The 20,352-nt window shown below is 68.4% G+C and carries 22 protein-coding genes; 8 read left to right on the top strand and 14 right to left on the bottom strand.

Annotation, left to right across the window (positions count from 1 at the left end; translation table 11 throughout):
* Positions 1-7: 7 nt before the first annotated feature.
* Positions 8-169 (bottom strand): hypothetical protein, encoded by a 162-nt coding sequence (locus NLX83_RS04780; protein ID WP_086826783.1) that lies wholly within the window; start codon positions 167-169, stop codon positions 8-10.
* 140 nt (positions 170-309) lie between these two features.
* Here NLX83_RS04780 and NLX83_RS04785 point away from each other — a divergent pair, with 140 nt between their 5' ends.
* Positions 310-756, top strand: a complete 447-nt coding sequence (locus NLX83_RS04785) for an NUDIX hydrolase (RefSeq protein WP_254233648.1) — start codon at positions 310-312, stop codon at positions 754-756.
* A gap of 9 nt (positions 757-765) precedes the next feature.
* Here the strand turns inward: NLX83_RS04785 and NLX83_RS04790 are convergent, their stop codons facing one another.
* Positions 766-1,863, bottom strand: a complete 1,098-nt coding sequence (locus NLX83_RS04790; protein WP_254233649.1) for a DUF2332 domain-containing protein — start codon at positions 1,861-1,863, stop codon at positions 766-768.
* Positions 1,864-1,871: 8 nt separating this feature from the next.
* Entirely contained in the window at positions 1,872-2,378 is a 507-nt protein-coding gene (locus NLX83_RS04795) for a MaoC family dehydratase (protein ID WP_254236080.1), read from the bottom strand.
* A gap of 313 nt (positions 2,379-2,691) precedes the next feature.
* Between NLX83_RS04795 and corA the strand changes: the two genes are divergently transcribed.
* Both corA and NLX83_RS04805 read left to right on the top strand, forming a co-directional pair.
* Positions 2,692-3,771: a magnesium/cobalt transporter CorA gene (gene corA / locus NLX83_RS04800; protein WP_254233650.1), complete on the top strand. Its 1,080-nt coding sequence runs from the start codon at positions 2,692-2,694 to the stop codon at positions 3,769-3,771.
* A 19-nt stretch (positions 3,772-3,790) separates the two neighbouring features.
* Complete coding sequence (locus NLX83_RS04805; RefSeq protein WP_254233651.1) at positions 3,791-4,186, top strand: hypothetical protein; 396 nt, start codon at positions 3,791-3,793, stop codon at positions 4,184-4,186.
* Here the strand turns inward: NLX83_RS04805 and NLX83_RS04810 are convergent.
* Complete coding sequence (locus NLX83_RS04810) at positions 4,164-4,655, bottom strand: HXXEE domain-containing protein (RefSeq protein ID WP_254233652.1); 492 nt, start codon at positions 4,653-4,655, stop codon at positions 4,164-4,166. The genes NLX83_RS04805 and NLX83_RS04810 overlap by 23 nt on opposite strands.
* 35 nt (positions 4,656-4,690) lie before the next feature.
* On the opposite strand from NLX83_RS04810, the gene NLX83_RS40800 reads away from it, so the two are divergent.
* A complete protein-coding gene (locus NLX83_RS40800; RefSeq protein WP_256562983.1) occupies positions 4,691-5,260 on the top strand; it encodes a TetR/AcrR family transcriptional regulator in 570 nt (189 codons plus the stop codon).
* A 153-nt stretch (positions 5,261-5,413) separates the two neighbouring features.
* Here the strand turns inward: NLX83_RS40800 and NLX83_RS40805 are convergent, their stop codons facing one another.
* The 6 genes from NLX83_RS40805 to NLX83_RS04845 form a co-directional block, all read right to left on the bottom strand.
* Positions 5,414-5,548: a hypothetical protein gene (locus tag NLX83_RS40805; RefSeq protein ID WP_256562984.1), complete on the bottom strand. Its 135-nt coding sequence runs from the start codon at positions 5,546-5,548 to the stop codon at positions 5,414-5,416.
* Between the two features lie 192 nt (positions 5,549-5,740).
* Positions 5,741-6,439, bottom strand: coding sequence for an MgtC/SapB family protein (locus NLX83_RS04825; protein ID WP_254233653.1), 699 nt, complete (start codon positions 6,437-6,439; stop codon positions 5,741-5,743).
* A gap of 3 nt (positions 6,440-6,442) precedes the next feature.
* Positions 6,443-7,672: an ABC transporter ATP-binding protein gene (locus tag NLX83_RS04830; RefSeq protein ID WP_254233654.1), complete on the bottom strand. Its 1,230-nt coding sequence runs from the start codon at positions 7,670-7,672 to the stop codon at positions 6,443-6,445.
* Positions 7,673-7,683: 11 nt separating this feature from the next.
* A complete protein-coding gene (locus NLX83_RS04835; protein ID WP_254233655.1) occupies positions 7,684-9,336 on the bottom strand; it encodes an ABC transporter permease in 1,653 nt (550 codons plus the stop codon).
* Between the two features lie 248 nt (positions 9,337-9,584).
* The gene (locus NLX83_RS04840; RefSeq protein WP_254233656.1) at positions 9,585-10,676 is read right to left on the bottom strand and encodes a DUF2332 domain-containing protein; all 1,092 of its coding nucleotides are present in this window, start codon (positions 10,674-10,676) and stop codon (positions 9,585-9,587) included.
* A 379-nt stretch (positions 10,677-11,055) separates the two neighbouring features.
* On the bottom strand, positions 11,056-11,967 hold the full coding sequence (locus NLX83_RS04845) for an SMP-30/gluconolactonase/LRE family protein (RefSeq protein WP_254233657.1): 912 nt from the start codon (positions 11,965-11,967) through the stop codon (positions 11,056-11,058).
* An 80-nt stretch (positions 11,968-12,047) separates the two neighbouring features.
* Here NLX83_RS04845 and NLX83_RS04850 point away from each other — a divergent pair, with 80 nt between their 5' ends.
* The 4 genes from NLX83_RS04850 (at position 12,048) to NLX83_RS04865 (ending at position 15,878) form a co-directional block, all read left to right on the top strand.
* Positions 12,048-12,728 (top strand): metallophosphoesterase family protein, encoded by a 681-nt coding sequence (locus NLX83_RS04850; RefSeq protein ID WP_254233658.1) that lies wholly within the window; start codon positions 12,048-12,050, stop codon positions 12,726-12,728.
* Entirely contained in the window at positions 12,718-13,566 is an 849-nt protein-coding gene (locus tag NLX83_RS04855; protein ID WP_254233659.1) for a chromosome partitioning protein ParB, read from the top strand. Before NLX83_RS04850 ends, NLX83_RS04855 begins: the two co-directional genes overlap by 11 nt.
* A 10-nt stretch (positions 13,567-13,576) precedes the next feature.
* Positions 13,577-14,050 carry a DUF3558 family protein gene (locus NLX83_RS04860; RefSeq protein WP_254233660.1) on the top strand — a complete coding sequence of 158 codons (474 nt, stop codon included), beginning with the start codon at positions 13,577-13,579 and terminating at the stop codon, positions 14,048-14,050.
* 460 nt (positions 14,051-14,510) lie between these two features.
* Complete coding sequence (locus NLX83_RS04865; protein WP_254233661.1) at positions 14,511-15,878, top strand: alpha/beta hydrolase; 1,368 nt, start codon at positions 14,511-14,513, stop codon at positions 15,876-15,878.
* Positions 15,879-15,946: 68 nt separating this feature from the next.
* Here the strand turns inward: NLX83_RS04865 and NLX83_RS04870 are convergent, their stop codons facing one another.
* Genes NLX83_RS04870 through NLX83_RS04885 form a run of 4 tightly spaced genes read right to left on the bottom strand, consistent with a single transcriptional unit; the run spans position 15,947 to position 20,196 of the window.
* Positions 15,947-17,125, bottom strand: coding sequence for an ABC transporter ATP-binding protein (locus NLX83_RS04870; RefSeq protein WP_254233662.1), 1,179 nt, complete (start codon positions 17,123-17,125; stop codon positions 15,947-15,949).
* A gap of 7 nt (positions 17,126-17,132) precedes the next feature.
* Entirely contained in the window at positions 17,133-17,978 is an 846-nt protein-coding gene (locus NLX83_RS04875; RefSeq protein WP_254233663.1) for a carbohydrate ABC transporter permease, read from the bottom strand.
* Complete coding sequence (locus NLX83_RS04880) at positions 17,978-18,892, bottom strand: carbohydrate ABC transporter permease (protein WP_254233664.1); 915 nt, start codon at positions 18,890-18,892, stop codon at positions 17,978-17,980. The genes NLX83_RS04875 and NLX83_RS04880 overlap by 1 nt, the downstream gene beginning before the upstream one ends.
* On the bottom strand, positions 18,889-20,196 hold the full coding sequence (locus NLX83_RS04885; protein ID WP_374118654.1) for an ABC transporter substrate-binding protein: 1,308 nt from the start codon (positions 20,194-20,196) through the stop codon (positions 18,889-18,891). The genes NLX83_RS04880 and NLX83_RS04885 overlap by 4 nt, the downstream gene beginning before the upstream one ends.
* Positions 20,197-20,352: the final 156 nt, after the last annotated feature.

The following is a 20,352-nucleotide window of genomic DNA, read 5'->3' on the forward strand; positions in this document are numbered from 1 at the left end:
GGTGTCATCAGACGAACAACGACCTGACGAACGTGATGATCGCCTGAGCCGCGTCCCGCAGTCTGCCCAGGATCCCGTTCACAGCGCCCGCGGCCTGATCCGGTGCGGTGAACACAAGGAACAGGACCAGCGCAATGCCAGCAAAGGTGAGGATCTTCTTGATGTTCACGTTGTCCAACCCCGTCCGCTAACGGCCTTGTTGGCGCCTGCGGAACCGTTGTACCGCACTCCGCCGCGCTTCGGCAGATTTGTACCGCACTTGGCTGAGTGTCAGTGCCAACTGCCTCGGCAAGACTACTGTCCGTGTTCGTGCTTGGCGATCGCGAATCTTCGATCCGCTGCGTCGGGGGGATCACATTCGACGCCGACGGCCGACTCCTGCTGATCCGCCGTTCGAACGACCCCGGTCGGGGCAGGTGGTCCATTCCGGGAGGGCGGGTGGAGCCCGGCGAGGACGACGCCGTGGCCGTGGCCAGAGAGCTGCACGAGGAGACCGGGCTGGTCGTGACGGTGGGCGACTTGATCGGTTCTGTCGTCCGGTCGGCTGAACGCGGGTCGTACGAGATCTACGACTACTCCTGCCAGGCGGTCGGCGGACGCCTGCGGCCGGGGGACGACGCGGCCGCGGTGGCGTGGATCGATGGTGTGATCTTTACCGCACTCGATCAGGCCGGGGCGCTCACCGAGGGACTCGGCGAGGCGCTCCGGGACTGGGACGCAGTGCCCCAAATCACCAAGAATCGCCCACCCCGGTGACGCAGCGTCCTAGAGCCACTCCACCCACTGCCCGTGCATCCCGCTCCTGGCCAGCGGACGCACCTCTGACCTGCCCTTTTCCCAGCGCGTGATGCTGACGAGATTGTGCGCGGGGCCGTCGAGGACGAGGTCCTCGCGCTCCGGCAGCAACGTGTTCAGGCAGGCGCCGAAGGGTTCCTGGGCGACCCACCACAGCGTCCGCGCGGCGGCCAGCTCCCGGATCGCCTCGACGTAGTCCGCGCGCCGCGCCTCCGACACGTACGCCAGCAGGTTGCTGTTGAACACCACCAGCGGCAGGTCGGTGGGCACGCGCGCGGCCGCGGCGTGCAGGTCGTCGACGGCGTCCCCGGCGACCAGCGCGGGCGGGTCGGCCTTGACCTCCTCGGCGGCCAGCCGCAGGAAGCTGAGCCTGCGCGGCTGGTCCGGCCACACGCACGCCTCCAGCCAGCTCAGCTGTTCCTCGTCCCGCACGTCGACCGGGGTGAGGTCCAGCCCGACCTTCGCGCCGAAGGCGGGCGCCTTGGACCTGGCCCGGCCCTGCTCGCGGCGGACCATGGTGTCCAGCACCAGGCGCGCCTTCTTCCGCCCGGTGTTCACATCGGTGCCGTCGGGCTGGCGGTAGCGGTAGCCGTAGCGGTCCATGCCCAGCAGCAGCCCCGCGCTCGCGCCGACCTCCAGCAGGCCGAGGGGAGCCTTGCCCACCTGGGCCGCGATCGTCGACAGGACCGGGTGCAGCACGGCGGCCCGCCGGACCTCGTTGGTCTGCGTGGTCCTGGACGCGATCAGCTCGCGCATCTTGTCCGCGCGGCCGAGCACGAACTCGCGGAACTCCGGCCAGGCCGCGTCGTCGACGCCGTTGTGGCCGCCGACGGAGGGGTAGTAGCGGGTCAGCGGGTGCCACGGCTCGGCGAACAGCGCGCGCTGGGCGGCGGCGAAGAACAGCGTCGGCATGGCGAAGTTGACCGAGGTCGCGGTCAGCAGGTCGGCGACCTCGGCGTCCTCGGCCGCGCCGAGCGCGAACCGCTCGTACAGCGGGGAATTGCCCGCGGCCTCCTGCTCGGCGAACCGGTGGAACCGCTGTTGGACGGCGTCGAGCTGGGAGGTCATGCTGGCTCCTACGAGAGCTTCGGCTCGGGGCGACCGGGCTGCTCGCCACCGCGCGCGAGCCCGTAGGACTTCTTCGGCACCATGACCTTGCGGCGGAACACGCAGACGACCGTGCCGTCCTGCTTGTAGCCGCGGGTCTCCACGTAGACAACCCCACGGTCGTCCTTGGACTTCGACGGGGTCTTGTCGAGCACCTCCGTCTCGCCGTAGATCGTGTCGCCGTGGAAGGTCGGCTTGATGTGCTTGAGCGACTCGACCTCCAGGTTGGCGATAGCCTTGCCGGAGACGTCGGGCACCGACATGCCCAGCAGCAGCGAGTAGATGTAGTTGCCGACAACCACGTTCTTGCCGAAGTCGGTGGTCTCCCCCGCGTAGTGCGCGTCCATGTGCAGGGGGTGGTGGTTCATCGTGAGCAGGCAGAACAGGTGATCGTCGTACTCGGTCACCGTCTTGCCCGGCCAGTGCTTGTAGACAGCTCCGACCTCGAACTCTTCGAAGTAGCGCCCGAACTGCACAGCGTCCTCCCGGGTGTGTTGGATCATGGTGACCGCGAGGGACAGTCTTGCCCCAGGGGAGGTACCCTCGACAACTGGTCTGTGAGCGACTCCACCGTTCACCGGCTCCCGGCATAAGGAGGTGGGACGCTGATGAGTGCAGACAGCACGCCTCCCAGTACCGGCTCGCGTCCCCGCCGCCGGACCGCCATCCTCGGGTAGGTCCGTCCACATCGGATAGGCCGGGACGCGCACCCCAGAGTCGGAGCGGCCCGTGCGGCCAGGGCTCCGGCATTTCGTACGCATTCGCCGCGCGAACTCTCGGGAGCCCGTCATGCCTGCTCTGCCCACGCTCGGCCGCAAGGGCCGCACAACTCGAAACGGTCGAGGGATGACTCCGATTCCGGTCCCGCTTTCGGCTTACGTGGTCGACTGCGGCGTGTACGTCGACGGCAAGCGCCTGCCGGGGCGGTGGACGCACATCGCCGCGATCGAGGAAGTGCGCAAGCGCGAGAACGGTTTCGTCTGGATCGGCCTGCACGAGCCGGACGAGGAGCAGATCCAGAGCATCGCCGACACCTTCGGCCTGCACGAGCTGGCCGTCGAGGACGCGGTGCACGCGCACCAGCGGCCGAAGCTCGAACGCTACGACGACATGCTGTTCATGGTGCTCAAGACCGTTCGCTACGTGGCGCACGAGTCACCGGAGACGGCCAACGAGATCGTCGAGAGCGGCGAGATCATGGTCTTCGTCGGCCGCGACTACGTGATCACGGTGCGGCACGGCAAGCACGCCGGGCTGGCCACGCTGCGGCACCTGCTGGAGGAGGACCCGGAGAAGCTGGCGCTCGGGCCCGCCGCGGTGCTCTACCAGATCGCCGACCACGTCGTGGACCGCTACCTGGAGGTCACCAGCGCGGTCGAGGACGACATCGACACGATGGAGGTCGAGGTCTTCGACCCGCGCAGTGACGTCGACCCCGAGCAGATCTACCTGATGAAGCGCGAGGTCATGGAGCTGCGCCGGGCGGTGGGGCCGCTGGCGACCCCGCTGCGGCGGCTGGCCGAGGGCTACATCCCGCTGGTGCCGGAGCAGGTCCGCTCGTACTTCCGGGACGTCGACGACCACCTCACCACCGTGCACGACCGGGTCGTGGCCTTCGACGAACTGCTGACCACGCTGATCGACGCGGTGCTCGCCAAGATCACGCTCCGGCAGAACAACGACATGCGCAAGATCTCCGCGTGGGTCGCGATCATCTCCGTGCCGACCATGGTCGCCGGGATCTACGGCATGAACTTCGACTTCATGCCGGAACTGAAGTGGGCCTTCGGCTACCCGATGGTCCTGTGCGTCATCGTCATCGCCTGCGTCGTGGTGTACCGGATCTTCCGGCGCAACCGCTGGCTCTAGTGTCGTTGGGAGGTTCCCCATGCTCCGGATGCTGCGCAGCCTGCGCGCCTGGATCTTGGTCATGGTAGTCGCCTGGATCGCCACCATCATCGTGCTGATCGTGAGCAAACCCGAGGACGGGGCGCCTTCGGCCGACGTCCTGGCCACGCAGATCGCCGACGCGCTGCGTGCCCAGGACGCCGACCGCCTGGCCCAGCTCGTGTCCTTGGACGAGGGCGGCGACGAGGTCGCGCGGGTGACCGTCGCCAACTTCGGCACCGTGGACACGCAGTTGATCAGCTCACACCTGGAGCGGCTCAACGGTGTGCAGGTGGTCGTGGACTACGTGCGCCCCAACGGTGAACGGGGTGCGCTGCGGCTGCCCGCGGTGGTCAGTGCCGGGCGGTGGAAGGTCACCCCCGTCGCCACGCCCTGAACGACCTGGTGAGCACGGCCGCCGCGCCGTGCACTCCGCCGAGCACGACGGGGAACCAGGCGAACGAGCTCGCCCGTGCCTTGAGTGGGATTCCGTTGTCCCGCAAGCGTTTCAGGGCCCACAACGAGTAGGGCGCCACGATCAGCGGCGCCGTGATGAGCCCCGGCGTGTAGCGGCGCAGCAGCGCGGACTGGGCGAGGTGGGTCAGTGAGTGCAGGCCGAACCCGGTGAGCACGGTCTGGAACAACGGCGACCGCCCGCCCGTTCGCGCGCCCGCCGCGGCTGCCGTCGCGACCACCGCGCCCATCAGGCCGATGGCGGTGCTGACGTGCGCCTGGTCCACCTCGGGCAGCCAGGTGTCGTTGTCGCGGGAGAACTTCGCCATGGTCAGCAGCTCCTCGGCGTCGTGCACCAGCCAGGCCGCGAGCAGCCCCCAGGCCAGGGCTTTATTTTCGTTACGTGACGTCATGTAATTTACAATAGCTCCGAGGAAGGGAGGCGTCCATGGCCCGTGGCAGGCCGCGCAGCGCGCAGGCCCAGGAAGCGATCATCTCCGCGACCCTCGCCGTGCTCGTGGAGACCGGGTTCGCCGGGCTGACCATCGAGGCCGTCGCGACCAGGGCGGGCGTCGGCAGGCCCACGGTCTACCGGCGCTGGGCGAGCAGGGAGGACCTGGTGGTCGACGCACTCGCCGCGACGGTGCCCGTTGCGTCCACTGTGGACACTGGAGATCCGTTGGCGGACATCGCTTCCACGGTGCGCACCGCCATCGACGGCCTCGGCGGCTCGGAGCTGGGCGGTGCGGTCGTCGGGGTTCTCGCCGCTTCGGCGGCCAACCCGCTGCTGGCTTCGGCGCTCGCCGAGCGCTACCTCGCGCCGCGCCTGGGCGTGGTGTCGGAGCTGATCGCGCGCGGGGTGGCGGCGGGGGTGCTGCGGTCGGACCTCAGCCCGGAGGTGATCCGCGACCTGCTGATCGGACCGCTGGTGTACCACTGGCTGGTGACCGGCGCCCCGATGCCGAAGCCCGACACCGAGGCGCTGTTCACCGCCGTCCTCTCCACCCTGCGCGCCTGAGCGGTGCACCGGTAGGCGCTCTCCTCGCGATCAGCCAAGATCGCGTCCGACCCCGGGCCGTGCGCCCGTTTCGTACTCTTGTCCGCCAAGAGAGCGCTCCCAAATCCCGTTATGAGTACGAAACGGGAATCGCGGCGGTGCCGGAGTGCCTGGTCAGGCGGTGTGGGCGTGGTCGCGAGACGGAAGATCGGCGTGGCTGGCGAACAGGCCGATGACGGCGCCCATCATCGCGCGGAAGAGGAAACTCGTCGTGCGCGGAGTGGTGGTCGTGGTCCCGTTGGGGGTCATCGCTGTGTGCCTTGTCTGCTCGTTCGTGGGTGCCGATGTGATCATCGGCCTACCCGGTTCTCGCGGCGCCAAACCTGGTCGTTAACGACCCGGACCCGGCTTCATCCGGTCAGGCGTGAATCCGATTCTGCGGGTAACGAAGCCGGGTCCGCGAACGAATTTCCCAGTCACGTCCACTGTGGACAATGCCATTCAGTCCTCCGGGTGGTGTGTCACGAGTCTCCAGCTGACCGAGGTGATGCCCGGTCGCAGGCTCAGCGAGCTCACGGCGCGCTCCAGTTTCCCGCCGCCCGCCCCTCGGCCGAGCACGCACGCGATCACCTCGACGCGGTCGGGGGCGAGATCGGTGCTGGTCAGCGCCCGTAGCTCGAAGCCGCCATCGGCGACGGAGCGGACGACCAGCGCGCGGACGTGCGCCTCGTCGGAGTCGCGGCACACGGCGCGCAGCTCGTAGTCGATCTCGGCGAGCGCGGGATCGGTCGCGCGCCCGTCCACGAGGCGGCCGAGCGGGCGCAGGCCGACGTTGGCGATGACGATCACCACGGCACCGGCGGCGGCCACGCCGTAGTGGCCTCCGCCGCACATGAGCCCGACCCCGGCGGTGCCCCAGATCGTCGCGGCGGTGTTGATGCCGCGCAGGTTGCCGCCGTCACGGATGATCACTCCGGCACCGAGGAAGCCGACGCCGGAGACGATGTAGGAAGCGATCCGGGTCGTGCTGCCGCCGTCCGGCGTGAGCACGCTGAACAGCTCGAACAGCGCGGCGCCCACGCAGACGAGCGCATTGGTGCGCAGCCCGGCCGTGCGCGCCCGCCACTGCCGCTCCAGCCCGACCAGCGCGCCGAACGACGCCGCGCACAGCAGGCGGAGCCCGATCTCCCACCAGGTCATGGCTCACTCCTCAAGCACCAGTTCGCGGGCGACCGCGTCGAAGGAGAACAGTTCGCCGTAGCGGCCCCAGTCGACGGCCGTTGCGAGCTGCCGCTGGGCGTCCGGCTCCGGGAAGCCGGTGCGGAGCAGGTCGAGGAAGAACTCGTCCCGCAACCGGCCGGACCTGCTCGTGCGCAGCGCGTCCGCGATCACGCGCACCAGCGGAGCGCTGGCGACGGCCCGCCGCGCGAAGATCGACTTCGCGGTGGGGATGTCCGCGGCGAGCCAGTCCTCCCCCGCCCCGGTGATCAGCAACTCGGCTCCGGCGACCTCCACGAGGCCGAGCAGGGACGCCGCGTCGACCAACGGCAGCAGGTCGTCCACCGCGAAGGTCAGCGCCGCGGCCAGCGAGTGCAGATCGGTCCGGCCGCCGTGCGCGCCGAGCAGCTCGATCAGCCCGGCGAGGCCGCCGACGGTCGCCGGGGGCAACGGCCTGCGCAGCGGGGTGTCGTGGTCGACCTCCGCGCGGGTCTGGCCCATGAGGGCCGTGTAGATCTGGTCGACGATCGCGGTGAACGCGGCGTTGCGCCGGTCACGCGGCCGGGCAAGCGGCACGGTCAGCTCAAGGGAGATTCGGCCGTCGCCGAGCACCACGATCCGGTCTGCCATCGCCACCGCCTCCTCGATGTTGTGCGTTACCAGGCACATCGCCTTCGTGGGAAAGCGCGCGCTGGTCCACAGAGACATCAGCTCACCGCGCAGGTTCTCCGCGGTGAGCACGTCGAGCGCGGAGAACGGCTCGTCCATCAGCAACGCGTCCGGCTCCAGCACGAGCGCCCGCGCGAAGCCGACGCGCTGGCGCATACCCCCGGAGAGTTCCTTGGGGTAGGCGGTTTCGAAGCCGTCGAGGCCGATCAGGTCGATCGCCTCCGCCGCGCGACGGCGGCGCTCCGCGACGGGAAGTCCCTTCGCGCGCAAGCCGAGTTCGACGTTCTCCCGCACGGTCAACCACGGCAGCAACGCGAAGTTCTGGAACACCATGCCCACGCTCAGGGTGTTGCCCCGATACGTGACGCGCCCGCCGGACGGCTCGACGAGACCGGCGAGCGTGCGCAGCAACGTGGACTTGCCGGAGCCGGACTTGCCAAGCAGCGCAAGCACTTCGCCCTCGCGCACCTCCAGGCAGACGTCGCGGAGCACGGTCCGCGAACCGGTGAAGGACTTGGTGACGTTCTCGGTGGTGATCAGGGCCATGACGTTTCTCCTCACTGGAGCGCGTAGTGCTCGGACAGGCGGTGCAGGCGGCGCCAGAACAGGCGGTTGACGCCGACGACGAAGGCGCTCATCACCACGACACCGACGAAAACCCTTGGCATGTCACCGAGTTCGGTGGCGTTGGTGATGTACGCGCCGAGCCCGGGGGCTTCCATCCGGGCTGATCCGTAGGTGATCACCTCGGCGACGATCGAGGCGTTCCACGCTCCGCCCGCCGCGGTCAGCGCGCCGGTGACGAAGGCGGGGAAGATCGCGGGCAGGACCAGGAAACGCCAGCGCTGCCACCGCTTCAGCCGCAGGTTCGTCGCGGCCTCGCGCAGGTCGCTGGGGATCGCGCTGGCCCCGGCGATGACGTTGAACAGCACGTACCACTGCGCGCCGAGGCTCATCAGCAGGATGCCGCCCCAGCCGAGGCCGACGTGCCACACCAGGAAGAGCGCGGCGGCGAAGGGGAACAGGAAGTTCGCCGGGAAGCTCGCCAGCACCTGCACGACCGGCTGCGCGAGCCTGCTCACCCTCGGGTTCATCCCGATCCACACCCCGATCGGCACCCACACCAGCGCCGACGCGAGCACCACGACGAGCACCCGGCTCAGCGTGATCAGGCCGAGGCTGATGGTGTGCAGGACCTCCGGCCATCCCGTCGTCGCGGAGACGTAGTCGGCGATCAGCCACAATCCGACGACCGTGAGGACGGTCAACAACGTCGAGCGTTCACGGGAAGCGAGGGCGCGGCGTGCTCCGGTTCTGCCGAAAACCCTTGCCGCGCGGTCGATTCCCTCGCCCATGGGGCGCAGCGCGCGGCCCGCGAGGCCGGGCAACCGGGAACGCCGGAGCAGGTCGAGCACCATGCTGCGCGGCGCGTGCGCGGCTTCGGACTGCTCCAGCCGGAACCGCTCCGCCCACGCGGTCAACGGCCGCCAGAACAGCACGTTGACCGCGACCACCATGATGACCATCGCGCCGATGGCGAGCAGCAGGAGATCGGTGCGCTCCGCCGCGGACGCCGCCGCGACATAACTGCCGATTCCGGGCAAAGCGAACTTCTGGTTGAGCACGCTGATCGCCTCGGACTGCACGAGAAAGAACCAGCCGCCGCCGAAGCTCATCGTCCCGTTCCACACCAGGGGAATCATCGAGCCCGGAACGTCGAGCTCGCGGAATCGCTGCCAACGGGTGAGCCGCAGCGCCCTGGCCGCTTCGTCCAGTTCCGCCGACTGCGTCACCAGCGACTGGTAGAAGGCGAATGTCAGGTTCCACGCCTGCGAGGTGAAGATCGCGAACACCGACGCCGCCTCCAGGCCGAGCGTCGAACCGGGGAACAACGCGATGAACGCGGTCACGGTGACCGAGAGATAAGCGAGCACCGGCACCGACTGGAGGATGTCCAGCACCGGAATGATGATCTTCTCGGCCCGCCGGGACTTGGCCGCCAGACCACCTACCACCAGCGAGAACAGCAGGGACAGAGCCAATGCCGCGAACATCCGCAGCAGTGACCGGCCCGCGTATCCGGGCAGCGCGGCCGGATCGAGTTCGACGGCGGTCTCCACCGGCAGCGGCGCGAGCGTCCCGGAACCGACTCGGACGACCGACCAGAGCAGAACGCAGACGCCGACGGCCACGGCGATATCGACGAGCACGCGACGAGGGCGCGCGGAAACAACACGTGTGAACATGGGAATGCCCCGAATCAAGCGCAGCACGAATCACACCGAAGGCGAAGCCGACGGCGTGCGAAAAGAGAGGGAGAAGGGGGCGGTCGCTCAGCCCCGGCGACTACTGGGGGGATCGCACGGATTCAGGCTCACGGCGATCACCTCCCCAGCGCGCGACACAAAAACCCGAACGCGCAAAAGGCTACTCCCGCCCTTCGCGGAAACGAAACCCCTCAGACCCAGTGACGCTCGTCCCAGGCGAAGGGGTCGCCGTGGCCGACGCCGGTACCGAGGTGCAGCGAGATCCCGGCCGGCCACAGCCGCAGCAGGAGGTCGAAGCGGTACGGGTCCGCCGGGTCGTTGGCGCGGCGCGGTTCGAACACCAGCAGGGCGAGCGGAGCGTCCTTGGTCGCCTTGGCCGCCGCCGCGGCCACCACCGCCCGGCCGCGGGCGCGCTCCCTCGGCGGGGCGTACTGCCACACGATCGAGTGCCACACGACGGTGACCATGCCGCTGGCGTCCTTGGCGAGCTGGGTGCGCAACCACTCCGACCCCTCGGCGCGGTGCACCGGAACGGGGTCCGCCTGGGCGAGGTCGATCGCGCCCTGGAGCCGCTGGTAGCGGTCCACCTGGTCCGGCCACACGAAGGAGGACAGGTGCTTGCGGCCGTCCTCGGTGGTCGCGTCGACCGGGTTCATGTCGCAGGCGGCGCGGTCGGCGACCGTGAGCGGGGTGGTCAGATCGGCGCGCGGGCGCCCGCTCCAGGACAGGTCGAGCTGCACGGGACTGGCGTCGTCGCCGAAGCTGGTGCCGTCGTCGAGGCGGTAGCCGAAACGGTGCGGGCGCAGGTTCAGGCCACCGCTCGCGCCGATCTCCAGCAGCCGCACGGGGAACGGCAGGTCCCGGCCCGCGTGCTCGGCGGCGCGCTCGGCCGCGACCAGCAGGCCGCCGTAGAGCGCCGCGCTGCGGGCGGGCTCGTTGGTCTGCACGGCGTTCGCGCGGATCATCGCGCGCAGCATGTCGGCGTGTTCGTCGAGCACCGGCTCGGCGTCGGCCCAGAGGCGGTCTCGTTCGAGGTGCCCACCGACCGTGGGGTAGTGCTTGGCGAGGCCCGGGGCCTTGCCCTCCAGGACGAGCCGGTGGACGGAACCGGCGAACCGAAGACCGGGGACGGTGCCACCGCGGTCCAGTTCACTGCCCGCCATCACCTTCGTGGTCACGCCGCCGGCAGCGAGGTCGTCTGCCGCCGCGCGCAACAGGGTGGCGTTGAGCGGGCTGTGGGTCTGGCAACCGCGGGCCGCATCTCGAAACAGCTCCACGAGCACCTGTGGAACGGTAGTCCGGCGATGTGGTGAAAGCACGCCCCGCCTCCTCGATTCACTCGGCTGCGAGCAAGCTTTACCGGCCGTTCACGCAACGTCGATCCGTGACAACGTTGGCCCCGCGGAACCCAGGCGCCACAAGGACGTTCGGCATCCCGTTCGGGCCAGGCGCGGTGGTGAACCAGGCGTTCGCCGAACACAACCGGTCACCGAAAACCGCCACCCCCGCCGCAGTAGGAGCGTCTTCAAGTACCACCGACCCCCGCCGACGATCACCGCTAACCGCCCCCAACCCCCGCGGAGCTTCCCGGGGTTGGGGGCGGTTGAGGACAGCAGGGAGGGGGGTTCGGGGTACTTGAAGACCGTCAAACCCGGTGGATGATCAGAATCTGGGCACCGCGACGACGTTGTAGGTCACGTTCGGGCCGGGCTCGGTGCCGAACCTGGCGTTCGGCAGGTAGAGGCGGTCACCGAAGGCCGCAACGGTCGTCGGCACGTCGAAGCGCGGGTCGGTGACCTTCTTGTGCAGAGCGCCCTTCGCGCCCGTGTGGTCGAGGCGCACCGCGCTGAGCGTGTTGATCCGGTTCTGCACCACGTAGAGCAGGTGTCCCTGGCGCAAGAGGCCGTCGCCGTTGGTCAGCACGAGCCCGCCGAGGTCGACGAGCTTGGCGTCGCCGGTGCGCGGGTCGACGCGGAAGAGCTTGCCGGAGCCAATGTTGATCACGAGCAGGCTCCGCCCGTCCGGCGTGGTCTCGATGCCGTTGGCGTTGAAGCCCGCCGCCTGCACCCACTCACCGCCGAGCGGGATGGTCTCGGCCTTCGCGGGTAACTCGCGGCCCAGGGAGAGCTTGTACAGCACGGCCTTGTGCGAGTCGGTGAAGTAGGCGGCGTCCTCGGTCAGCACGACGTCGTTCACGAAACCGCCGCCGAGCGGGTACTTGGCGAGGAGCTTGCCGGTCCGCGCGTCGACCACCCGCGCGTCGCCGCCCACACCGCCCGCGATGAACAGCCGGTCCCGCTTGTCGATCTTGAGTCCGACCGACGGGGTGCCGGTGGGCGCGCTGAGCTGGGCGCCGCGCCCGGTGCGGAGGTCGATCTTGTGGACGGACCCGTCCCTGAGGGAGCCGAAGTAGCCGGTCGTGCCGCCGATGGCGATGCCCTCGGGCTGGAAGTGGTTGGGGAGCTGGAGCGTCGTGGGGAACGCCGGAGCGTGCTGTGCCTGCGCAGGGATGCCGAACACCGCGACCAGTCCGGCCGCAGCCACACCGATCGCGAACGCGCGTCGATTCGTCATGCGCCGAACGGTAGGGATCGCCGTGTGAGGTGTGAGTTGCGTCAAGGCGGAGTGCTCCGTTCGGCCCTAGGCTCTGCCGCGTGGTCAAGGTGCTCGCGGTAGCGGACGAGGTCGTTGAACAGCTCTGGACCTCCTACATCCAGCAGATAGAGGTCGATCTGATCCTCGCGGCGGGTGATCTCCCCTACGACTACCTGGAGCACCTGAGCAACGCGTTGGACCGGCCGTGCGTCTTCGTGCCCGGTAACCATGACCCCGACCTGACCGGATACACCAACGTGCGCGGTTTGTGGACGAAGAGCGGGATCCCGACCAGGTGGCCGGGCCCGGCCGGTGGCGTGAACGCCGACGGCAGGGTGGTGGACGCGGCCGGGCTGCGGATCGCGGGCATCGGCGGTTCGATCCGCTACAACCGCGGGCCGAACCAGTGGACCGAGCGCCAGCAGGCGCGGCGCGTCCGCCGGATGACCCGGCTCGCGAACTGGCGGCGGCTGCGCGACGGCCGCGGGGTGGACGTCCTGCTCACCCACAGCCCGCCGAAGGACTGCGGCGACCGCGAGGACCCGCCGCACCGGGGCTTCGCCTGCCTGCACGACGCCGTGCGGAGACTGCGGCCACCGCTCATGCTGCACGGGCACATCCACCCGCACGGCGAGCCGACACCGGATCGTCGACTCGTGGCAACCCGGGTGGTCAACGTCGTCGGATATCACGTCATGGAGATTCCTTCGCGCGGTCAGGAGGCGACAGATGCGCGGTGACACCGGATTCCCGCGTGCCGACGCGGAGAACGACTTCATCAGGGCGCGCCGCCGCCAGGTCATGTCCCGGCTGGCGAAGTGGATGCGCAGGGAGCCGGACGACGTCAACATCATGCTTCCCTACGCCGAGGTCGTCGCCGCCCTCGGCCAGGTGGGCGAGCGGCGGCTCGGGCGCCAGGTGATCCAGGTCGACTCGATCATCGGCAGCGTGGACCGCACGCGCGACTTCGACCGCCGCTTCCGCCCGACCTCCGGCCGCACCCGGGAGCGGTGGGAACGGCTCGCGCTGGCGCAGCGGCGCGGCGAGTCCATCCCGCCGATCGACGTCTACCGCGTCGGCGAGCTGCACTTCGTCAAGGACGGCCACCACCGGGTCTCGGTGGCGCACGCGCTCGGCCTGCGCACCATCGAGGCGCACGTGACCGAGGTGCGCACCAAGATCGGCGCCTACGACATCCGGTACCGCCACGACCTGATGATCAAGAACGACCGCAGGCTGTTCCTGGAGCGGGTCCCGCTGCCCGGCGAGGCGCGGGCCGCGGTGCTGATGAGCGACCCGTGGGAGTACACCGAGCTGGGCGAGACGGTGGAGGCGTGGGGCTTCCGGCTGATGCAGGACGAGGGCAAGTTCCTGGACCGGCTCACCGTCGCCAAGCGGTGGTACGAGGAGGAGTTCGTCCCGGTGGTGCGGATGCTCCAGCAGGCGGACCTGGTCGGCGACCGGACCGAGGCCGAGGCGTACCTGCACATCGCGGGCGAGCGCTTCCGGCTGATCAGGACGCACCGTTGGGACGACGAGGTCATCGACGCGGTGCGCGAGAGCAAGAGACGCAGATAGCGTGAGGGGTATGAGTGGTCTCGGTGCTCGTGTGCTCCCGCTGCTGGTCCTCTTCGCCGCCGGGTGCGGCTCGGCTCCCGCGCCCGGCTCAGGCGTGGAAGCCGGTCGCATCGACACGTGCGCCATCTTCACCGAGGCGGACCTGAAAGCGCTGGACCTCGCCCGGGGGCAGCGCATGCCGAACAAGCCGACGGGCTGCATGCTCGGCTCGCCGCGCGGCTTCCGGGTGTTCGCGATCAACGAGGACAAGGTGACGATCGCGGACGCGGAGAAGCGCACGCACATCTCCTTCTCCCGCAACGAGGTCAACGGCCGCAAGGGTTTCCTGTCGGTCGGCGAGCTGACCGCCTGCACGCAGGGCGTGGAGTTCGGCGGCGGCACGCTCCAGGTCCTGGCCAACGTGGCGGGCGCCCAGGTGCCGATGGACGCGTGCGACCTGGCCCGCAAGGTCATGGACGTCGTCGAGCCCAAACTGCCGGACTAGGCGGTGTCCTGCAAGTGGTCACCAGCAACCGTCACGCCCCCCGTGCACTCCCCATAACGTCAACCAGCGCAGCCCAAAATCCCGTTTCGTACTCAAAACGGGTTTTGGGAGCGCTCTTTTTCCCGTTATGAGTACGAAACGGGGTTCTCTAGACGGCGCCCGCAGGGGATGGGGTGAGCGGGCGGGTGGGGTGCATGGGTTCAGTTTACGTGGTGTGCGGAGTGCTTGAGGACTTGTAGGACAAGGCCTAGCCAGTTCGCCGGTCTTCAAGTGCCCCGCACCCCGCTCACGAGATCGCCAACGACGACGAACCCGGCTTCGCCGCTGGGGTTTGTCGTGGTTAGCGATGTTTTCGGCGAGGGTGCGGGGTACTTGAAGACGAGTCAACCGCCGTGCGGGGATGGATGAGATCTATCCATCGATAGACGAAGTGCGGCCCGGTGATCGCGAACCTGGGGGAATGAGATCACGATTCCGAGGACTGCGCTGTGCGGTGGCCGCGCTCAGCCTGGTACCGCTGATGGCCACCGCGGCGCAGGCGGACGAGGCGGTCCAGTGGCGGGACTGCGGGGACGGCGTGCTGTGCGGCGGAGTCACCGTGCCCTCCGACTGGGCCTCCCCCAAGCATTCCGAGCCGATCACCGTCAACCTCGCGAAGCTGCCCGCCCGAGACCAGGCGCACAAGCTCGGCGCGCTTCTGGTGAACCCTGGCGGCCCCAACGTGGCGATCCCGAACTTCAAGCGTTCCAAGGCGAGTTACGCCGACCTGACACAGTGGTTCGACGTCGTCGTCTTCGATCCGCGCGGGTTCGGCGAGGGTGACGGGGTCAGCTGTCCGACGCCGTTTCCCTCGGCCGCCGATTCTCCCTTGCAACACAAGGCTTTCACCGACTACCGCAATGCGAACGCGGAGTTCGCCGAGTCGTGCGCGCCGAAGCTGGGGCCACTGACAGGGAAGGTCAACTCGTGGCAGGTCGCACACGACATGGACGCGATCCGCACCGCGCTCGGTGAGCGCAAGCTCCGCTACTACGGCAACTCCTACGGCACGGTCTTCGGCCAGGCGTACGCGGAGTTGTTCACGCGCAATGTTGATCGCATGTTCCTGGACAGCGTGCTGGACCACGGAGAACCACGGCTCTTCGAGTGGATGGCCCCGATGGCCGCCACGACCGAGCGCAACCTCCACCGCTTCGCCGAGTGGTGCTCGGTAACGGAAACCTGTGCGCTGCACGGAAAAGACGTCATCGCGGTGTTCGATCGCGTGGCTCCGAAAGCAAGCAGCATCCCCGCGCGGGTCGGCGATCAGGCTTCGTCGCAAGCACGGTGGCCCGCGCTCGCCGAAGGACTTGCCAAGGCAGAAAACGGTGACACCAGCGCGTTCGACAAGGCGCCGTTGCAACCGCCGGACCACAGCCTCGCCCGCGACATGGTGTGCGCGGACTTCCCGTTCGACGCCGGATTCCTCGGCCACAAAGCGATCGAGCACCGGCTGCGGTCGGTGGCACCGCGAGTCGGCTGGGCCGATCCGATCTTCGGGATGACCGGGCACTGCGACGGCCTGCCCGAAATCGGCGTGCACCCGCCGCACCGCATCCGCCCGGCCGGACTGCCGCCGGTGCTGATCACCAGTGGCAGCAACGACACCATCACCCCGGTCGAGCACGGGAAGCACGTCGCCGCGCAGCTGCCCGGTTCGCGCTACCTACCCGCCTTCGGCGGGCACGCGCTCTACCGGAGCGGGAATCCCTGTGTGCGCCAACACGTTCACCACTACCTGACCACCGGAGAGCTCCCCGCGCCGACCGCGAGCTGTCCCGCGTCCTGAACCAGGAACGACGAAGGCCGCATCCCCGGAACCAGGGATGCGGCCTTTCGACGACTACCGGCGAGGACCTAGTCCGAGTAGGTCAGCGCCTTGCCGCTCTCCGGGTCGAACAGCTGGATCTTGTCCAGGTCCACCCAGACGTCCAGCGAGGAGCCCTCCTTGGCCCTGGAGGCCGCGGAGATGCGTGCGACAGTCTGGCCCGCGCCGAGGTCCGAGACACCGACGTCCGCCGCCAGCTCGTCCAGCTGCGCCGAGCTGGCGCGCTTGCCGGAGATCGAGAAGTAGGCGTACTTGTCCGAACCCATCGACTCGAGCACGTCGACCTGCGTGGTGAACGTGGCACCACGCGAGCTGTTCGCGCCCTCGACCATGGAGGCGTCCTCGAGGTGCTCCGGGCGCAGGCCCATGATCACTTCGCGGACCGGCCTGCGGCCACGCTCGGCCATCCTGCGGACCTTGTCGCTGAGCGGGAAGGTCCCCAGCGCGGTCGAGAGCTCGCCGTTCTCCAGGGTCGCCGGGATGAAGTTCATCGCCGGAGAGCCGATGAAGCCCGCCACGAAGAGGTTCGCCGGGTTCTCGTAGAGGTACTGCGGCGACCCGACCTGCTGCACCGCACCGCCGCGCATGACCACGACACGGTCGCCGAGGGTCATCGCCTCGGTCTGGTCGTGGGTCACGTAGACGGTGGTGGTGCCCAGGTTCTTCTGCAGCCTGGAGACCTCGGTCCGCATCTGCACGCGCAGCTTGGCGTCCAGGTTGGACAGTGGTTCGTCCATCAGGAACGCCTTGGGGTTGCGCACGATCGCGCGACCCATCGCGACGCGCTGCCGCTGACCACCGGAGAGGTTGGACGGCTTGCGGTCGAGGTGCTGACCGAGGTCGAGGATCTTGCTGGCCTCGGCCACCTTGGCGTCGACGATCTTGTCGTCGATCTTCGCCAAGCGCAGCGGGAACGCCATGTTCTCGCGCACGGTCATGTGCGGGTAGAGGGCGTAGGACTGGAACACCATCGCGATGTCCCGGTCCTTGGGCGCCTTCTCGTTGACCCGCTCGCCACCGATGCGCAGCTCGCCCGCGGTGATGTCCTCCAGGCCCGCCAGCATGTTCAGCGTGGTGGACTTACCGCAGCCCGATGGTCCGACCAGGATGATGAACTCGCCGTCGGCGATTTCGAGGTTCACTTCCTGGACGGCCAAAGCGCCGTCCGGGTACTTCTTCGTCACTTTGTCCAGGACGATGTCGGCCACGACTCACCTACCCCTTGACCGCGCCGGACGTCAGACCGGCGACGATTCTGCGCTGGAAGAACAGCACGAAAATGATGATCGGAATGGTGATCACCACGGCCGCGGCCGAGGTGGTCCCCGTTGGGTCTTCGAACTGGCTGCTACCGGTGAAGAACGCCAGCGCGGCGGGAACGGTCCTGGACGTCTCGGTCGAGGTGAGCGAGATCGCGAACAGGAAGTCGTTCCAGCAGAAGATGAACACCAGGATCGCCGTGGTGAACACACCGGGTGCGGCGAGCGGGGCGATGACCTTCTGGAAGGCCTGGCCCGGCGTCGCGCCGTCCATCTTGGCCGCCTTCTCCAGCTCCCACGGGATCTCCTTGAAGAACGCCGAGAGCGTGTAGATCGCCAGCGGCAGGGAGAAGGTGATGTAGGGCAGGATCAGGCCCGGCCAGGTGTCGAACAGGCCGAGCGCGCGCTCGATGTTGAACAGCGGCGAGACCAGCGACACCTGCGGGAACATCGCGATCAGCAGCGAGACGCCCACCAGCAGTTGCTTGCCGGGGAAGTCCAGCCGGGCGATCGCGTACGCCGCCATCGTGCCGAACACCACCGCGATCAAGGTGGCGATGATCGCGATGCCGATCGAGTTGAACAGCGGCCGGATGAACTCCGTGGTGGAGAAGATCGCGGCGTAGTTGTCCAGCGTCCACTCGGTGGGGAAGAACCCGCCCTCGCTGATGGCCTTCTTCGACTTGAAGGAGAGCGAGACGATCCACAGCACCGGGAACAACGCGTAGACGACAACAACGACGTTGACCAGGCCCCAGCGGGCCTTCTTCCCCGTCGTTTCGGCACCTCCAATGCCGGCCATCAGCGCTTACCTCCGTTGTCACTGCCCGGCGCGGCGGTGCCGAACACCTTGATGAAGACGAACGCGATGATCGCCACCGCGACGAAGATCAGCACCGACATGGTCGAGCCGATGCCCAGGTTCAACCCCTTGATGAGGTTGTTGTAGGTCAGCATCGACACCGATCCCGTGCCCTGCGAACCCGCGGTCAGCACGAAGATGTTGTCGAAGATCCGGAACGCGTCGAGCGTGCGGAACAGCAGCGCGACCAGGATCGCCGGCTTCATCATCGGCACCATGATCTTGGTGAACCGCTGCCAGCCGCTCGCCCCGTCCATCGCCGCGGCCTTGAGCATGTCGTCCGGCACCAGGGCCAGACCCGCCATCAGCAGCAGCGCCATGAACGGCGTGGTCTTCCAGATCTCGGCGGAGGCGATGATGGCGAGCGCGCTCGCCTTGTCGGTCAGCGGCGCGCCGCCGAACAACTCCGCCAGGTAGCCGGTCTCCGGGGTGTAGGCGTACTTCCAGGAGAACGCCGCGACCACGGTCACGATGCCGTACGGGATCAGCGCGGAGGTCCGCACCAGTCCTCGGCCGACCAGCGTGCGGTGCATGACCAGGGCCAGCGCCATGCCGAGCACGAGCTCGATCACGACGGTGATCACGGTCAGCAGCGCGGTGATGCCGAAGGCGTCCCACCAGTACGGGCTGCTGAGCACCGCGGTGTAGTTCTCCAGGCCGATGAACTCCTGCTTGTCCGGGAACTTCAGGTCGTAACGCTGAAGGGACAACCAGAACGAGTAGATGATCGGCCAGGCGGTGACCGCGATCATGATGAACGCGGCCGGTGCGCACAGCAGCAGGCCGAGGCGGCGCTCCGCCTTCTTGCCCTCGCTCAGCACGGGCTTCGCCTTGACGGCGGCGTGGGTGCTCACGGCATGACCCCCTTGGAGTCAATGGCAGCCTGGAGCTCGGTGCGCAGCCGCGCCGCGGTCTTCTGCGGATCGATGCTCGCCGGCGGGGAGAGAACGGTGGACAGCACCGTGGAGACGTTCTGCCAGGCGGCGGTCAGCGGACGGTTGGCCGCGTCCCGCAGCTCCTCGCGGATGGTCTCCTTCATCGGGTACTTCTCGGTCATCTCCGGGCGGTCGTAGACCGACTCGATGGTCGGCGCGACGCCGGAGTTGATCGCGGAGTAGAGCTGGTTCTCCGGCTTGCGCAGGCACAGCACCGCCTCGAAGGCCAGGTCGGCCTTGGTGGAGTAGGTGCTCACGCCGTAGTTCGCGCCACCGATGGTGACCTTGCTCGGCTTGCCCTTGTCGATGCCGGGGTAACGGGCCCACTTGAAGTTCTTGGCCAGGTCCGGCTTTTCCTTCTGCATGGACGCGTACACGTACGGCCAGTTCAGCTGGAACGCCGAGTTGCCGCCCTGGAACTCCTTGCGGACCTCGTCCTCCTGGGAGTTGGTCAGCGAGGCGCTGGCGATCCCTGAGGTGGCGAAGTCCTTGAGGGTGGACAGCGCCCGCACCGCGCCGTCGTCGACGACGGCGGTGAGGCCGTCCTCGGAGATGATCTTGCCGCCTGCCGAGGCCACCATCGTGTTGTACTGCACGACGAGGCCCTCGTACTGCGCACCGGTCATCACGGCGGTGTAGGGCTTGCCCGCGGCCTTGAGCGCCTTGGCCTGGGCGATCATCTCGGCCCAGGTCTCCGGCGGCTTGGGCACCACGTCGTCGCGGTACCACAGCAGCTGCACGTTGGTGTTCTTCGTGGCCGCATAGGTGCGGTTCTTGTAGCGCGTGGACTCCAGCGGCCCGGCGAGGACGCCGCGCTCGGCCTCCTCCTTGTAGTTGCCGGTCCACTCCCGGATCCAGCCGGCCTCGGCGAACTCGGCGAGCCACGGGCTGTCGAGATAGAGGATGTCCATCTCGTCGTCGCCCGCGGCGAGCCTGCGCACCATCTGCTCGCGCTGGCCGTCCGCGCCGCGCGGGAGCTTGTTGTAGACGATGTTGTACTTGCCGTTCGCGCTGGCGTTGCAGCTCTCGATGACCTTCTCGAAGTTCTCTTCGGGAGCCGCGTACAGGTTGAGTGTGTTACCCCCAGTGTCACCGGAGCCGCAGGCCGCGAGCAGCGGAGCGGTCACCAGCGCGACCCCGAGGAGCGCTGACGCTCGACTCCGCGAACGGGTCTTGGTTGACGTGGTGGATCGATAGCGGGCACTGCGACCCGGGCCGTCCATGTAACCCAGCCTCCTTCCTCTGAAAAGCACGGAAGGCTTTCGAGGCTGTGGTCACTCCAGCGGCGGCACGAACCCTCGACGACGAGGACTGGTGGATACACCAAGACACCTCGTCGTGCCCTCCGACACGAGCGTGAGCCATCGCACACGCCCGCA

It is taken from the genome of Allokutzneria sp. A3M-2-11 16 (assembly GCF_024213555.1).
GTDB lineage: Bacteria > Actinomycetota > Actinomycetes > Mycobacteriales > Pseudonocardiaceae > Allokutzneria.